This is a genomic window from Paenibacillus sp. J22P277 (assembly GCF_059383675.1).
Genome location: NZ_JBXENS010000005.1, coordinates 652,271 through 668,107, shown reverse-complemented (window position 1 = coordinate 668,107; position 15,837 = coordinate 652,271). Strand labels below are relative to the sequence as shown.

The window sequence follows — 15,837 nt, the reverse complement described above, 5'->3', positions numbered from 1 at the left end:
ATGACCGTAAAAAATACGGAGGGAATGTCATGCCGAATTCGCCTGCTCGCGAAGGTTCTCTGGTCGCCTATCAGGCAGAGTTGGCGCAGCTGATCGATTATCACGCGGACGGGGACGGGGTGCACCCGACCGTAATTCCGGCGCTATCCATGATCCGCAACTCGATTGCGACATCGCCGTCGTTTTCGATCCATGAGCCGGCCATCTGCATCGTCGCCCAAGGCACCAAGGCGGTCGTACTGGGGGAAGAGTGCTATACGTACGCGCCCTCCAGCTATTTGGTCGTGTCTTTAGCGTTGCCTGTATCCGCCCGAGTCGTGGAGGCGACGCCGGATGCGCCCTATTTATGCGTGCAGCTCAAATTCGACCCCAAAGATATCCTGGATGTGCTGAATGATTCTGCCATGCAAGTCGATGACCTGGGAGATTCTCGGCGAGCTTTGTTCGTAGGCAAGCCCAACGCATCCCTCTTGGATGCCGTTATCCGGCTGGTGCGGCTCGTTGATGAACCGGAGGATGTGCCGGTGCTCTCCCCGCTGATCATTCGGGAAATTTTATATCGCGTCCTAAGCGGAGGACAGGGGAACGGGCTTAAACAGATCGCTATGACCGGCAGCAGCGCTAACCGAATAGCCGCCGTGGTGCAGCGGATAAAGCAGCATTACACCGTTCCCTTGCCTATCGAAGAGCTCGCCTCGATCGCCAACATGGCGCCCTCCACCTTGCATCGGCATTTCAAAAAAATCACTGCCATGAGCCCGCTCCAATACCAGAAGCAGCTCCAGCTGCAGGCAGCACGCCGCATGTTACTGTCCGAATCCGGGAACGCCGCGGACGTCGCCTTTCAAGTCGGCTACGAAAGCCCCACGCAGTTCAGCCGCGAGTACGCCCGCCTGTTCGGCCTGCCTCCGATCAGCGATATCAAGCGTTTGCGGGGGGAGTAAAGGGTTCCATCCTAAACGCAAAATCAGGCCATCAATTCCACCCGGCCGAGAATCGAAGGCGACAACTAACCTGATTCAGGTCGGTTATCGCTCGGATTCCGGCAACTTGATGAGATGAAAGCCTGATGACGATGACGGCATTTATTCGAACGCGGTGCTTGATGTTACGGTACGGGCGTGATCGCGGCAATCGGCGACAGTTCCGACTGAAGCACGCGCTGCGCGGCGATCAGGTTGCCGCCCGCGTCCGTGGCGAACGCATCGGCGATGACGTTCGGGCCTATGACGTTAAGCTGCGCTTCAAAGGCGGGGAACCCGGCAACGCTGACTTCCCTTGTAGCGGCAGTTTGAGGAGGCAAGGAAAACAATTGATGAACGGTAGCGATTTTGGGGCTTCCGGTCGAACTGAGGGTGATTAGGAACAGCTCCAGCTCGATCGTCGCCGCGGCAACCAAATCCGCGTTGCTGATCAATAGTTTCAAATTCGTCGCGGGATTAACCCCGCTATTAATAATCGGTCCGCTGCTCAATGTAGGCATGCTCGTCACTTCCTTCCCTCGCTATATGATCGGCGTGATTCTGAAAATCGGCGTGGCTTCGGCTTGCACCACCCGCAAAGCGGATATTGCGTTTCCGTGCGCGTCTGCCGGGAAAACCGATACCAATACGTCTTGCGACGCCGATCCTCGGACGACGTACTGGATTTCAAAGGCTTCGAACGACGCCGCGCCATAGCTTCGGGTCATCACGGCGTTCGGCGCGACGGACAGCAATTCATGCGCGAACGGAATCCGGGCGGGTCCGCTGACATGGAAAGCGACGATCTCGATCGCGGCAAAACCGCCGATGCTGTCGTTGCTGATAAGCACTTGAACGACGGAAGCGATCGGTCCGGCCGCATCCCGATTCAGCAGGACGCCGGTGGTGAATAAGCCGACGAATTGGATCTTCGCGATGAATGCATCGGCTGCTCCTCCGAACATCGTTTGAAACGCCCCAGCTGTCACGGGAAATTCGGGAGACTCGGTGACGCCCGTCAAGAATAGGTTCCCGAGCGCATCCGCGACGATCCCGGTGCCTGCATCGTTATCAATTCCTCCCCTCCGAGATAGGTGGAGAAGACGAGTCCCGTCCCGGTCGCGTTCATCACGGTCACGAATCCGTCCGTCTCGCCGGCGAACGCGGGCTGAAGGGCATCGGCCGTGACGGGGAAATCGGTCGAGGACGTCGTGCCGGTAACTATGCGGTTTCGCTGAAAGTGATTGGACAGCCGCGTTTGGCGGTGCGCTTAAGAAAAAGCCGGTAACACTCAGGCTTCGGGGATCACCGGCCTTACGAGCATCATAGGACTTCTTCGCAACGCGTATCGGCAAGAGATTCGCATGGTCTCGCCGATAGCGGACATAACAAAACCGGCAGAATCTGCCGGTTTAATTCATGCTATGGCATCTTATACGCTTGCTCAGGCTTATCCCGCCTGCATTCGTTTCACGCTTCCGCTGCCGGCTGCTGCTTTAATTCCGCCAGCGACGTTTCGATCTCGGCCGTCAGCATCGGATCGAGGTACTGCGGCGCGGACCGCATAGCCGGAGAGTTGAAACGGTGCATCGCCTCCAGCTCCGCCTCGATCATCAGCACTCTCTCCTCCGCGCGGGCGAAGCCTCTGACCATGCCGTCCGTCTGAAACGAGACGACGCGCTGGTTCAGCTCCTTCAGGGAGCTGGCCACGTTCACCCGGGATTCGAGCAGCAGCCGGCGGTGATTGTACTCCTCCGATTGCACCTGCAGCTGGGCGATGCGCTCCTCAAGCACCTTCGTCTGTTCCTGGATCGCGGCGTACTGCTCGCGGTAGACGGCCAGCTTCTTCTCCTGCAGCAGCTTCTCCTGCAGCGCCAGCTTCGCGATCCCATCCTCGCCCTGGTCCACCGCAAGCCTCGCTTGGCGTTCACGCTTCTCGACTGCCGCCTCGGCATTCGCGATCAGCGCCGCTTGCCGCTTCTCGATAAACAGCTGGCGCGCCAGGGCATGCTGCCCTTTCTCCAGCTCGATGCTGAATTCCCGCATGTATTGATTCACCATATGGAGCGGCTTCTCGCACTTATCGATCAGCCCGTTCGTTTCGGCCAGAAATACATCCTTGACGCGTCTGAAGATACCCATCTTACTTCGACTCCTTCGTTTGATTTTGCTGCATTTCCCATTGGTCCAGGAAATCCGATGCCGTCGGAATGCCGGCAAGCGCATTCGCCCCGTCCGCGCCGCTCGACCTTCTGCCTCGCTTGCCCATCCAGAACAGCAATAGTCCGGCGATCAGAATCGCCCCGCCAATCGCCACGCCCGCGCCGATGCCATGCTCATGCCCCCGCTCGAAGCGAATGCCGCCTTCGCGGATCATCGGCGCAAGAGGCGGTGCCGGCAAGGTTGTTTCTCCGCCGAATTGCTTGCGCATCGGCCCGTCTCCGTCGCGGAGTTCCATGCTCGGCGCTGGCACGCCTGCATTTCCGCCGTTTCTCACCTCGATCTTCACGCCGCCCGCAGGGCTGCCGTGAAACGCCTGACTAACCTTCACCACTTTTGACACGTCACGCCCGCGCTCGCCGGCCATCACGCTGAATCCGGCTCCGACAGCTACGATGACGACGGATACGAGCAGCGTTTTTTTCACCCATGGTCTAATGCGTCCCACGCTTGAATCATCCCTTCTTCACCTTATTCTTGTCTCTACACGACCAACTATATGGATCCTTGGTAAAAGTACGGTAAAGGCAAAAAAAATTCCCTTCCTCTTTGTCTTCCGCAGAGAAAGGGATGCGCCATCTACGTAAGCTAGACGGGGAACTCGACCGAAAACGTGCTTCCTTTTCCGGGCGCACTCTCGAGAACGACCGAGCCCCGGTGGGCGATCACGATCTGCTTCGCGATCGCGAGTCCAAGTCCGGCGCTGCCTTCATCGCGGGAGCGATGCTTCTCGACCCGGTAAAACCGCTCGAAGATGCGCGGCTGATCCGCTTCGGCAATCCCGATGCCGCTGTCCCGGACGATGATTCGCCATTGCCTCGGGTTCGGGTCAAGTCCGACATCGATCCTGCCTGCCTGGGGCGTGTACTTGATCGCATTATCCAGCAGAATATAGACCAGCTGCTTCAGCCGCTCGGGATCGCCCTTCACGATCAGCGTCGCAGGCAGCATCGTCCGCAGCGCGATCGCCTTCTTCTGCGCAACCCCTTCGAAGGCAAGCACCCACTGGCGGAGCTTCGGCACCATGTCGAATACGCCCATCTCGAACTCGACCGAGCCTGCGTCGGACCGGGCCAGCATCAGCAGATCCTGCACCATGCGGCTCATCCGGCCGATCTCTTCTTTCATATCCGTCGCGACTTCCTTCGCATACGGCGTCATCGTATCCCCGTTCTCCAGCTCGATCACGTCGAGGGACGTGTTCATGATGCTGAGCGGCGTCCTCAGCTCGTGAGAGGCATCCGCCAGAAATTGCTGCTGCTGCTTGAACGTCAGCTGAATCGGAATCATCGCTTTCTTGGACATCGAGGAGCTGAGCTTGACGGCCGCAAGAATGAAAACGATCAGAATCACGATGAACACGATGAGCAGATTGCGGAGAATATCCCAGTAAAAGGTAACGTCCTTCGCCGCATAGACCGTAGCCGGCCCGTTCGTCGTCAATATCGGATGCGCGCCGACGAAGAGCAGCCGGTCATCCGTTCGGATCATCAGATCGCCGTAACGCTGCTGCTGCTCGGGCTGCCAACGCAAGCGGAACGAATCGCCGTCCGGCTGCCACTTCTCGATCGCCGCCTTATTGCGGTCGCTCGACTGCGGGATGGCATCGCTCTGCGCAAGCACTTGACCGCGATTATCCAGCACGTAGAAGAAGTACAACGCGTCGCCGCGGCCGTTCTCCAGGTCCGGTACGACGACGCGGCCGTCCTCGGTCGCATTCATGGTCGAACGAAGCGAATTGCTCTGTTCCTGGTACGCCATGAAGAGGAAGAAGAGCGATACGATGATCGCGAATAACGCCAGAAGCAGGATGATGAGCCAGGTGTAGGTGACCGTCAGCTTTCGCTGCGTGTATTGGAACAAGTCGCGCTTCTTCCCTTTTTTAAGCGTCCATTTCAAACCGGTAGCCTACCCCCCTGATGCTGTAAATGACCGGTTCTCCCACGGAATCGTCCAGCTTGTCCCGGAGCATCTTCACGGTAACGTCGACGTTTTTGTAGGAGACGTCGCTGCCCAGCCCCCAGATGCGATCGAGAATCGCCTCTCTCGTCAGCACGTTGCCTGCGTTCTGCAGGAAGAAATCGAGCAGCTGATACTCCCTCGGGCTAAGCGGAATTTCCGCGCCGTCCCGCGATAGCTGGCGCGAGGCGCGATTGAGCGTGAATGCCCCGAATGTCACCGTATCCGACTGCCTCGGGGCGAAATTCCGCCGTGCCAGCACGCGAAGACGAGCGAGCAGCTCGTCCATCTCGAACGGCTTCGTCAGATAGTCGTCGGCTCCCGCATCGAGGCCGAAAATTTTATCCTGCAGCGAATCCTTCGCCGTCAAGAGGACGATGGCTTGTCCGTAACGATCGCCCCGCAGGCGTTTGCAGACGTCTACCCCGTCCATGAGCGGCATCATCCAATCCAGGATGAGCACGTCATATGCCGAACCGCGGGCATAATCGAGCGCGTCCTCGCCGTTCTCCACCCAATCGACGTGGTAGCCGCCTTTCTTTTCCAGCATGTATTTCACGAGCTTGCCGAGCTTCTTATCGTCTTCCGCCAGCAAAATGTTCATGGTTACCCTCACCGCCGCTACATTCGGAATAATAATTAAATATACCAAACAATCGGTAAAAGTACGGTAAAAAAATAACCCCCTCCGCTGATTTAGCGAACAGGGGCGTTATTCGGGTAACGGGAATCTTATGAATTGCGCGTGATTTACCGGGTCTCGTTCAGGATTGCAGTACGGTCACGATCACGCCGTCCGTATTGTTGCCCGATACTTCGTAACTGCCAAGCGTGGGCACGCGCAGCGTCAAGCTCGAAGCTACCGGGAAATAATAGACGACGTACGTGTTGTTCAAGACGACCGCCGTGATCGATTTGCGCGTTTTCAAGGCATCCAAGTATTCCTCGAACGCCCAATGGTTTTCTTGCATGATGGCGCTGTGCGGAAGCCCGACGTAACGGAAGTGCCACGGTTCGTCGATGACGCCGGTAACGTCCGTCTTGTCCTCCGGATACCGGGCGATGAAGCCGTACTTCCAGGCGTTCTCTTTCAGCCATGCCCCCTCCGGGGCATCCTTCATCTGCGTCAACGTCGAACCGATATCCAGCGCCAGCCCCAAGTTATGCTCGCTGTATCCCGGAAGCGCGGCGATCTCCGGCCCCAGTTGGTCGTATAGCGTTTGTTGCTCCTTGTCATCCCGGTAACCGCTGTTGATGATAAAATGGTCGACTCCGTCTTTGGCGGCATCCGCGATCATCGCCGCGAATTTATTCGTCAAATCGGGCGACAGTTTTATCTTGCTGTTCAGCAAACCAAAGCCGTTCAGCAATTCCTTATGCGTATACAAATTAACCGCTTCGGCGTCCGCATCATTGGGCGGTACGGCAATTTTCTCGTTCACGAGAAGCAAGTTTCCCTCGTGCACCCGATCGCGATCGACGCGGATCGCGAGTTCGTCGTTCGGCGGGGGGCGCTCCGACGTTGACGTTGTAGACGGGTCCCCGATCAGGGTAGCTTCCATCGGAAGCGCGGTATTCGCCGGCGCCTTGAACCGATTGTACAATAATCCCATTACCAGCAGCGCCGCAAACAAGATAAGCCACTTTCGCATGTTTTGTTTCCTCCTCGAGCTCTCTTTCGCTAGGTTAAAGAAAACAAATGAAAATAAAGCGGCTGAAATTCTTAAATATTTATGAAAACCGCTATCAGTCCGCTGCATAAAAAGAGACCCGCAGCAACGGGCTGCGGGTCTAAGGCATATATACAAAAGGGGGTTAAGTTCAAGTATAGCCAGGTTGCCTTAAGACGAGTTAAAGATTGGATTTCAGTTTCTTTAAAATTGGCTTACAAAATGGATATGAACGAACGATGCGGCACTATCATCCACCTATGCGTCTAGGCAAAAAAACGCCGCAGTTCCTGCGCCACCAATTCCGGCTTGCCGCCTCGATTGGTCGAGCTGACATCGCATGCTCCGCCGTGATCGAGTCCGGGCAGTTCCATTCGTTTGGCCTGCGGCAGCGCTTTCTCCAATGCGTCGAGCGCAGGCTTCAAGTAGGGCAAGCCCTTGCTGCCGCCCAGTAACAACGCTTCGGCGCGCAAAGTCTTATAGCGCTCCAGCTTACCGGTCATCTCGACGAGCAACCGTCCGTCGTAATGCAACGTCGGAGCCAGCATGCTCATCGTTACGTCGCCTTGCTTCGCCTTCTTGTTCTCGGTTTCCATCATCTTGTTCGTCATGGACTCGAGCAGCCACCGCGGGATGGCGTTCAGCACCGGTCCGCCCAGCTGCAATCCTTTCAAGCACGTGACGAGGGCGGCGGCCGTCTTGCCTTGGGCGATCTCCCGGTCGTAACGAGCCAGCCATTCCGTCCGCTCGGCGTTCATTAACAGTGCGGGTTCGTAGAGCGCGAGCTTGTGAATAGCGGGCAGGGCAAGCGCTGCTTCGATCGCAATGAGCCCGCCCGAGCTGATCCCGAAGACATGGCGGGCGCCAGTATGATTCAGGAGTGCCTCCACGTCTTCGACTTCCTTACGGATGCCGTGATCATCGCCGAACGGTCCGCTCAGACCGCGGCCGCGGCGGTCAGGCACGTAGACCGTGAACGCATCGGCCAGCCGCTCCGCGAGCTGCATGAAGTTTTGCGAAGATAGATTAGCGCCATGTACCACGAGCATGCCCGGCCCTTGGCCAAATCGCCGATAGCCGATCGATGTGCCGTCCCTGGATATTACGGAGCCGACTGTACGGAGCGGCTCCACCGTCGAAGCGCCGGATTGAAAAGCGGTTGCCTTCATCATTCAAAACTCCTCCTCGAAAGTAGCTTTTCATTTGAAGCGCATTGATTCGTATGCAATCCCTGCGATGCTATTGCGGACTGCCGAGACGCTCCGCGATTTGGCGCATCCATTCCTCAGTCCAGAAGAGTTCGCCGGTGCGGAAATCCTCGATGACGGCGCGCAGCCAATCCAGTTCGGCACGCAATACGGCTCGGCTATGCTCAACCTCCAGCATGAACAATCGGGGAACGGTCTCCTTGTATTGGAGCAGCTGCGCATCCGTGCGCTGGATGGCTTCCTGCAGAGCTGCTTCCCTTCGCTCGAATTGGCGCTGAACGTCATCCGGCGTCAGCAGGGTGAGAAAAGAGACGGCCGCGGGAAAATCCGGGTACTCCTGAGAGCGGACCGAAAGCATCTCCCTCAGCCAATCCTTCGATACTTCGCTTCCTTCCTCGGTCAATTCGTAAACGGTACGGTCGGGGCGCCCGCCTTCGCTTGAGGTACTTTGAACGGCAATGAGTCCCTCTCTCAGCAAGCGCTCGATAGTCTGATAAATACTGGTTCGCTGACGGACGTTAATGACCTCGTCCTTTCCTCGTTCTTTGATCAACTGCTGCATTCTGTAAGGGTGCATGGGTTCCTCGGCCAGATGGGCGAGAACGGCTAACGCAAGCGGCGATCGTTGGGGTTTATTGGTTTTGTTCTTCATAGTTATAATATTACTATTCATTCAATGACTATGTCAATGGACATTTGCAAATGTTTCCAAAAAAAGTCTGGCCCGCGGCACCGACCGCTGGCCAGACTATTCATGCTTTATCGCGTGCTGCCGCAAGTCGTCGATGCTCGCAATAAAAAGGATTGGCGACTGTTCTTCCATTCTGATGATGCCGACGCCGATTGGATGGTATAATTGGCATGATTTGTTATTCTCTACATTCAAATTCCATTTAGCAGGAGGAGTAAAATGGGCATTCACGGCATTATACCGCAACTGCGAACGATGAATCTGGAAAGCTCCATCCGCTTCTACACCGAGCAGCTAGGATTGGAGCTCGCGTTCCGCTATGAAGAGTTCTATGCCGGCATTCGCGCGGGCAACCAGGTCTTCCACCTCAAGTACGATTGCCATCCGGATCCCTCGATCGCCTATGCCCGGCTAAACGAGCATTTCCATCTATACCTGCAAACGGAAGATGCCGCTGCCTTGGCGGAGGTGCTGAAGGCGCGCGGAGTCCATTTGACCGCGGACGTGCAAGAGACGCCGTGGAGCACGAGGGAGTTCGTGATCGAGGACGACCAGGGACATACGATCTACTTCGGCGAAGCGCTGTAAGAGCGGCAGCGAATGAAGACAGCCGTTTGGTGCTTCTAGTTAAAGCACCTTGATAAGCGTGTAGGCCGCCTTTTCATAACCCATCTTCGTTTCATAGAACCTGTGGGCATCGATATTTGGTAAGCCCGAGCCCAAGGCTATGATTCCGCAGCTATTTTCCCTGGCGTAATGATGGATATGCGCAAGCAGTTCGTTGCCGTGTCCCTTCGATCGCGCCGTGGATTTGGTGACGAGATCATAAATGAAAACATGCTTCCCGAAGTAAAAATTCGTGAGTATGCTTAGACCGGTTACAGCAACAATTTGGTTATTATCGTATAACGCAAACATTTTGTAGCCTTCTTCCCTCATTTTACGAAGAAAATCGAGATACGTACGCTGGCTCAGATGGGTTCGTAATTCGTTCATGACCGGGTATCCTTCGAGCCATTCCTTTTCTTCCGTTAACTCTCTAATCATGTCGCGTTCCTCCGTGACCTTAAGTATGGTTGACCATGTGGCCCAATTGCCTTGCAGCTAACGCATGTCTTGCATTCGCGTCATTGGAATCGCGGTCGCTCTCCACCCGAATATATAACGACGAACACCCTTATCCTGTGATCGGAATAAATAAACAGCCTGTCGAAACGGATTATTCATCCATCGACAGGCTGTTCTTTTCATCATGCGATTGCATGACGATTCAATATTTCTCCCAAAGCTCGATAAGCCGACCTTCAGGATCTTCGATCCATACGAAGCTTCCGTATTCGCTGCTTTCTTTCTTCTTGGCAAGCGGCACGCCGATATGTTCAAGATGCTTCATCGTCTCGTCCAAATTATGGACTTGGAAATTCAACATCACCTGCTGTTCGGTTGGAAAATAACCGTCATCCTCGGTAAAGAAAGAAAAGATCGTCTCATTTCCTGATTCGGGTTTTATTATCGTCCCGTTCCAATTTGCGATTTCGATCTGCAGGACGTCACCGTACCATTTTTTTGTCGCTTCCAGATTCTTCGTTCTCCAAAATATGCCCCCGAACCCTTTTATCATCGTAGCTAGCTCCTATCTATCATGTTTTTAGCGATCCGGCTGCATTAGATATTCGAGCTATCTAGGAAAAATTCCTTTTGCCATGTTCATTGCTTTCGCTCTAAGTCCTCTTCGGTAAACGTTTCCCGGTCGAGAGGAAATTATTCTTCTAGGGGGACGAGCCTGCTTCCCGTCAAGATTGATTGCGCGTGCCATCAAGGTGCATCCGCAGCTGCTCTCCGCCCGCATCGCTTAAGACGCCGACGACTACGAACCCTGCCGATTCGTAAAACGCCTTCGCATGGTGATTAGCGGATACCTCGATACGCAAACCTCTGCGCGCGATGTCGGCGATTAACGCACTGGCAACGCCTTGACGCATCCAGTCAGGATCGGTGAATAAATCCTCGAGTTCGAGAAAGTCATCAACCGGGAGCGCCGTTGCAAAGCCGACGACTCTCCCTTTCACATCCGCTACCTGCGCGAACGGCAGCAACGCGTCATCCCACACGAGCCACTCGGGATGGGCGGCAATGAGCTCGAGGTCGCCTTTGTTGGACAGCGAGGCTAGGCGTTTGATGTCGCACAACCTGTCGAAGTCGTCTGCGACTGCGCTCCTTATCACGAGTTCAGACAAAATGGATCGGGACTCCGGCGGCATCTCATCGTCAAACTGCCGTATCCGGGCTGCTTCTCGTTGGAGGATACCGATCCTTTCTCGTACCAATGTAGCGAACGGACTCTCGCCTTCGCCGTCAACCAATGTTTTCTCCAATGCTTTGATCTCGATTGAAATGATAAATCGTTTCAGCTCAGCCATATTCATCGCGATCCAACGCTCCTCGTCCATGCGACTCAGGCAACCGGCGCGGCATTCAACTGCCCGGCAGATCGGTTGCCGTATGACGCTTATCATAATAAAGCCATGCGCCGATTTCTGCGCATGGCCGCTAGTATTTCTTCTGCAGGATCAAGATGATAGTCATTATTATGCCGTTTCCTTTTTCAAGTCAATGGAGAAGTTTTTTCCCTGCGCAAACCCGTTGTCAGTCCTCGATTGCCTGGTAGACCGTGGTCCAGAAATCGTGGATAAGCCGCGCCGAATCCGGGGTGGACATTCCGACCTGTGTGAGCAGGATTCCGGTGAGCTGATTCTTCGGGTCGGCGTAGGTCGAGGTGCCGCTTCCGCCATCCCAACCGAATTGGCCGATCGGCGCGTAGTCGCCGCGATAGATGCGCACCGCCATCCCCATGCCCCAGCCGCCGTGCTGCCCTTGGCCGAATGATACATGGACGTTGTTGACGGCCATGGCGTGCCGGGCGGCTTGCTGCTCGGGCGTGAGGCGGTTGGTGGTCATCAGCTCGACGGCGGGCCGGGACAAGATCCGTTCGTTCCCGTGCATCCCATGATTCAGCAGCATCCGGAAATAGGCCAGGTAGTCATCGACCGTGGAGACCAGTCCGCCGCCGCCGCCCTGGAACGCCGGAGGTTGGCTGTGGCGTCCCCCCGCGGCCTCGTCCCACACGATGAATTCTCCGTTCTGCGGGTTGGGGGCATAGAGCGGCGGCAACCGGTCGAGCTTGTCGGCGGTCACATGGAACCCGGTGTCCTTCATGCCCAGGGGCCCGAAGATGCGGTCGCGCAGGAACGTCTCGAACGACTGGCCCGTGACCCTGGCGACGAGCACGCCGAGAAGATCGTTGCTGATGTGATACTGCCAGCGCTCTCCGGGCTGGTACATCAGCGGAAGCGTGCCGAGGCGGCGCATCCACTCATCCGGCTCGGGCATCGGCTCCGGCAGATCGGGCGTGAGGCCCCGCTCGAAGACCGCGCCCATGATCGGCGTGCCCAGCGATGTCATATCCATGCCGAGCCCGAACGTGGATGTCAACAGATCCCGTACGGTGATGGGCCGCCGCGCCGGCACGGTGTCGTCCAGCGGTCCGTCGATTCGCTTGAGCACCTGCCGATCGGCGAGTTCCGGCAGCCACGTCTCGACCAGATCATCCAGACGCAGCTTGCACTCGTCGAGCAGGATCATCGCCGCCGCGATCGCGACCGGCTTGGACGTCGAGGCCATCCGGAAGATCGTGTCCCGGCGCATCGGCTCGCCGCCGTCATGGCGCATCGTGCCGATCGCTTCGACGTGTGTCTCATCGCCCCGGCTGACCAGAGCGACGAGTCCAGGAATCTTCCCGGACTCGACATGTCGTTCCAGCATGTCGCGCATGCTGCGAAGCCCTGTTTCGGAGAAGCCGCCGTTGCTTTGTTCCATCGTCTTTTGCATGAAGTATCCCTCGCTTTTCTTTATTATCAGCCTATTATAGTAACAAATTCTCTTTTGTTATCCATGCTGGAAAGCGCGTTCAATCCGTCGAAGCAACTGCATAGCGGCGATTAAAGGAAGCATCACCTCCGGTTCGGAGTCATCGGAATCGAGATACGTCCATTAGATTACCGTAACCTTCGACAAATCGGCACCAATTCCTTTAAGGACGGCAAAAGTCAGTTTATCGATCATCGCGCCGTCGAAGTTGATGGTTTTGATAGCCCGGTAATACTTATTGGTCAACGCGAATCCGGCCTGGAACGAGACATTGTTGAGCGTCGCGCCTTTGAATGAAACATCGTTCAAGGCTGCTTTGTTGAACTTAACGCCATTAAATGTTAGCCCGTCTAATCGAAGGCCTCGCAGATCGGAAGAGTCGAAGTCGACGCCGTCGAACAGGCAGTTTTCAAAGCTCGTTTGTCTAAGATCGGTCATGCTCAACTTGACATCGGCGAGTTTCACGCCATTGAATTTTACGCCGGCCATCCCCGACTTGCTGAAGTCGGTACGCACGAGCACGGAATGGTTGAAGCTCGATTCCGAGAGGTCGGTCGCAGCCAAGGTGCAATCAGTCAGATTCGCATGGTCGAAATTGACTTCGCGGACATCGCTGCTCGCAAACGTGCTGCCTGTCAAGTCAGCCCGCGAAAAGTCGGATCCCCGCAGCGCGCTCGCCGTGAATTTTCCTTTATGGGCGATGACGCCCGCAAAATCGCTCTTGACCAGGTTGCTCGCGCTGAGGTTTGTCAGCACCTGCCGCTCCAGCGAACGGGCAAGGCGCGCGACCTCCTGCACGGTCTGCTCGATGTCGCCGATGCTGTCGATCGTCGCCTCGAAAGCCGTATCGTCGTCCTTGCCTTCGGCCTTCAGTTCCTTGTACCGCTCCTGCAAATCGGAGAACAGGTCCGCCTTTAATTCAGCGGCGCTCTTTACCCCGTCGTATGGCGCAAATACCCCATTCAGATAGTTCGCTAATTTCTCGTTCATGCCATCAACTCTCCTTATTAGAAATTGTCTAGCGTGCGTTCTCGCTCAATCGATTAACCCTACACATGCATAATACGATATATTACTGTGTCTGTCAATGTACTATTTCGATTTTATTACTTTGCCAATGGATTAATCCGCTCTTGCCCGTAATCCATGAGATATGCGCATAGGATAACGCATTGCTTGTCTGCGGATTAGTAGCAGTTATCATGGAAACGGCATGACAAGTGTCACCATTCGAGTGTCCTGTCGTTTCGGAAGTCCCGATCGCAACCGTCACTGGACAGCAGGAAAAACGAAATAACCGTCCCCCGATGAAGCACGGGAAACGGCTATTGCTTTGCATTTATGACGAATTACATGCGCTTCAGTCGATGATGGCCTGATAGATCATGGTCCAGAAATCATAAGCGATTCGGCTGCTCTTGGGAAGCTGCGCCCCTCTGAGCTGGATCATCAGCGTCGCCATCAGCTCCTCGCGCGGATCTGCGATCCAAGTCGTTCCCAGAGCCCCCGGCCAGAAAAACGAGCCCGCGCTGGGACCGATGCCGATCTGCTTGGTCCTGACCGAGACGCCGTAGCCGTAACCTTTGTTCGTCCACATCATCGATCCGTCGTAATCGGTCTCGTCGAAGAACGGCTGCGTACGCTGTTCGGGCGCGAGATGGTCGGTGATCATCGCTTCCACGGATTTGCGCGACAGAATGCGCACCCCGTCCAGCTCCCCGAAGCCAAGCAGCATCCGTCCGAAACGCTGGTAATCATCCGCCGTGGAGAGAAGGCCTGCTCCCCCGGATGGGAAGATCGGCGCTTCCGCCCAAGCCGTCGATTCCGGACGGTCCAGCACGAGATGGCCTCCCCCCGCCTTCGGCGCGTATGCGACCGACAGCCGGTCTCGTTTTTCCGGCGGCATCTTGAAGCTTGTGTCCATCATCCCGAGGGGTTCGAAGATTCGTTCGCGGTAATAGGCATCCAGCGTCTGACCCGATACCCGGGCAATCAAGACGCCAAGAATTTCGTGCGCAAGGTGGTATAGGAAGCGCGTGCCCGGCTGATACAGGAGAGGCAGTTCGGCGAGGCGTTTCATCCAGGAATCGGGATCGAGATGCTCCTCCGCATGCTGTTCTCCCAGCGGCTTGGCCAATGGTGCGGGAAGCAGCTTCATCACCTCGGACTGCAGCGGGTGATCCTCCCAGCCGATGCCGATGCGCGAGGTAAGCAAGTCGTGAAGCGTAATCGGGCGGGACGCCGGCAAGACATCGTCCAGCCTTCCGTTCGGATCGCGCAGCACAACCCGGTCGGCAAGCTCCGGGAGCCAGGCATCCACGGGATCGAAGAGACGAATCTTTCCTTCTTCGACCAGCAGCAATGCGGCCGCGGCCGTGATCGGCTTTGTCATCGACATGATGCGGAAGATCGTATCCCGTCGCGCGGGAATGCGCGCCTCTTTGTCCTGCCAGCCGATCGCGTCGGCATAGGCTTCCTCGCCTTTGCGATGAACGGCGGCAACCGCCCCGGCGATCTCTCCGCGATCCACATAACCCTGCAAGATATGGCTTAACCGACGAAGACGCGTCTCCGATAAGCCCGTTTTGTGCATCGATATCCCTCCGTTACGATTACGTAGCTAAACCCTCGCAAAACGTACTCACGCTGGTTGCGATGAATTCCTCTTGCGTATCGCCGATAAATTGCGTATTCCATAAGGCATGGGAGGAAAAATAACCGTAATACATCGTCAAAAACACCATGGCTTGCTTGGAAGCATCCGTAACCGCCATTTTGCCGCGTTCCTGCATGGTCAAGAAGTATTCGGTTAACAAGCCTTGCAATTGCTTCGTATTGCCGGCGATCAGGCCGATTAATTCGGGCATCGTCGTTCGTTCTTGAACGGCGATCAAGAAGATCCCCCGATTAATCTCCATCAAGTCCAGATACGACTTGGCAATAAGCTGAAGATCTTGTTTCAACTCGTATACGACGTTTTGTTCAACGATTATTTTCAAACTAGGGGTGTACGAATACTTTTGAACGGCAGCTTCGAGCACCCCTTTCTTGGTCTTATAATGGCGAAATACCGTCATCTCGCTTACTTCCGAAGCGACGGCGATATCCTTGATCGTGACGGATTTGAATCCCTTCGCCTGCATTAATCGGAGCGCGGCATCAAGAATCCGATCCGAAGTACCTGTCTCTTTATCATCCAT

The 15,837-nt window shown here is 55.8% G+C and carries 18 protein-coding genes; 2 read left to right on the top strand and 16 right to left on the bottom strand.

The window, feature by feature from the left end; translation table 11 throughout:
- The first annotated feature begins 29 nt into the window (after nt 1-29).
- On the top strand, nt 30-944 hold the full coding sequence (locus AC50YL_RS20180) for an AraC family transcriptional regulator (protein WP_494834239.1): 915 nt from the start codon (nt 30-32) through the stop codon (nt 942-944).
- A 164-nt stretch (nt 945-1,108) separates the two neighbouring features.
- Here AC50YL_RS20180 and AC50YL_RS20175 read toward each other — a convergent pair whose 3' ends face one another.
- The 9 genes from AC50YL_RS20175 to AC50YL_RS20135 all read right to left on the bottom strand — a co-directional run bounded on the left by AC50YL_RS20175 (nt 1,109) and on the right by AC50YL_RS20135 (nt 8,671).
- Nucleotides 1,109-1,483, bottom strand: coding sequence for a hypothetical protein (locus AC50YL_RS20175; protein WP_494834237.1), 375 nt, complete (start codon nt 1,481-1,483; stop codon nt 1,109-1,111).
- Between the two features lie 21 nt (nt 1,484-1,504).
- On the bottom strand, nt 1,505-1,927 hold the full coding sequence (locus tag AC50YL_RS20170) for a hypothetical protein (RefSeq protein WP_494834235.1): 423 nt from the start codon (nt 1,925-1,927) through the stop codon (nt 1,505-1,507).
- Nucleotides 1,928-2,432: 505 nt separating this feature from the next.
- Nucleotides 2,433-3,104: a PspA/IM30 family protein gene (locus AC50YL_RS20165; RefSeq protein WP_494834234.1), complete on the bottom strand. Its 672-nt coding sequence runs from the start codon at nt 3,102-3,104 to the stop codon at nt 2,433-2,435.
- A 1-nt stretch (nt 3,105) separates the two neighbouring features.
- Nucleotides 3,106-3,630, bottom strand: a complete 525-nt coding sequence (locus AC50YL_RS20160; protein ID WP_494834233.1) for a hypothetical protein — start codon at nt 3,628-3,630, stop codon at nt 3,106-3,108.
- A 140-nt stretch (nt 3,631-3,770) separates the two neighbouring features.
- Nucleotides 3,771-5,081 (bottom strand): sensor histidine kinase, encoded by a 1,311-nt coding sequence (locus AC50YL_RS20155; protein WP_494834232.1) that lies wholly within the window; start codon nt 5,079-5,081, stop codon nt 3,771-3,773.
- A complete protein-coding gene (locus AC50YL_RS20150) occupies nt 5,065-5,745 on the bottom strand; it encodes a response regulator transcription factor (protein ID WP_494834231.1) in 681 nt (226 codons plus the stop codon). Before AC50YL_RS20150 ends, AC50YL_RS20155 begins: the two co-directional genes overlap by 17 nt.
- Before the next feature lie 160 nt (nt 5,746-5,905).
- Entirely contained in the window at nt 5,906-6,793 is an 888-nt protein-coding gene (locus AC50YL_RS20145) for a M15 family metallopeptidase (RefSeq protein ID WP_494834230.1), read from the bottom strand.
- A 284-nt stretch (nt 6,794-7,077) separates the two neighbouring features.
- Nucleotides 7,078-7,983, bottom strand: coding sequence for an alpha/beta fold hydrolase (locus AC50YL_RS20140; RefSeq protein WP_494834229.1), 906 nt, complete (start codon nt 7,981-7,983; stop codon nt 7,078-7,080).
- 67 nt (nt 7,984-8,050) lie between these two features.
- Nucleotides 8,051-8,671: a PadR family transcriptional regulator gene (locus AC50YL_RS20135; protein ID WP_494834228.1), complete on the bottom strand. Its 621-nt coding sequence runs from the start codon at nt 8,669-8,671 to the stop codon at nt 8,051-8,053.
- Nucleotides 8,672-8,929: 258 nt separating this feature from the next.
- On the opposite strand from AC50YL_RS20135, the gene AC50YL_RS20130 reads away from it, so the two are divergent.
- Complete coding sequence (locus AC50YL_RS20130) at nt 8,930-9,298, top strand: VOC family protein (RefSeq protein ID WP_494834227.1); 369 nt, start codon at nt 8,930-8,932, stop codon at nt 9,296-9,298.
- A gap of 39 nt (nt 9,299-9,337) precedes the next feature.
- Here the strand turns inward: AC50YL_RS20130 and AC50YL_RS20125 are convergent, their stop codons facing one another.
- The 7 genes from AC50YL_RS20125 to AC50YL_RS20095 form a co-directional block, all read right to left on the bottom strand.
- Complete coding sequence (locus tag AC50YL_RS20125; protein ID WP_494834225.1) at nt 9,338-9,757, bottom strand: GNAT family N-acetyltransferase; 420 nt, start codon at nt 9,755-9,757, stop codon at nt 9,338-9,340.
- 223 nt (nt 9,758-9,980) lie between these two features.
- Nucleotides 9,981-10,331, bottom strand: coding sequence for a VOC family protein (locus AC50YL_RS20120; RefSeq protein ID WP_494834224.1), 351 nt, complete (start codon nt 10,329-10,331; stop codon nt 9,981-9,983).
- A gap of 172 nt (nt 10,332-10,503) precedes the next feature.
- Nucleotides 10,504-11,136 carry a GNAT family N-acetyltransferase gene (locus AC50YL_RS20115; RefSeq protein ID WP_494834223.1) on the bottom strand — a complete coding sequence of 211 codons (633 nt, stop codon included), beginning with the start codon at nt 11,134-11,136 and terminating at the stop codon, nt 10,504-10,506.
- 220 nt (nt 11,137-11,356) lie between these two features.
- Nucleotides 11,357-12,586 carry a serine hydrolase domain-containing protein gene (locus AC50YL_RS20110; RefSeq protein ID WP_494834463.1) on the bottom strand — a complete coding sequence of 410 codons (1,230 nt, stop codon included), beginning with the start codon at nt 12,584-12,586 and terminating at the stop codon, nt 11,357-11,359.
- Between the two features lie 174 nt (nt 12,587-12,760).
- Nucleotides 12,761-13,627 (bottom strand): pentapeptide repeat-containing protein, encoded by an 867-nt coding sequence (locus tag AC50YL_RS20105; protein WP_494834221.1) that lies wholly within the window; start codon nt 13,625-13,627, stop codon nt 12,761-12,763.
- 370 nt (nt 13,628-13,997) lie between these two features.
- The gene (locus AC50YL_RS20100) at nt 13,998-15,230 is read right to left on the bottom strand and encodes a serine hydrolase domain-containing protein (RefSeq protein WP_494834220.1); all 1,233 of its coding nucleotides are present in this window, start codon (nt 15,228-15,230) and stop codon (nt 13,998-14,000) included.
- A 19-nt stretch (nt 15,231-15,249) separates the two neighbouring features.
- The gene (locus AC50YL_RS20095; RefSeq protein ID WP_494834219.1) at nt 15,250-15,837 is read right to left on the bottom strand and encodes a TetR/AcrR family transcriptional regulator; all 588 of its coding nucleotides are present in this window, start codon (nt 15,835-15,837) and stop codon (nt 15,250-15,252) included.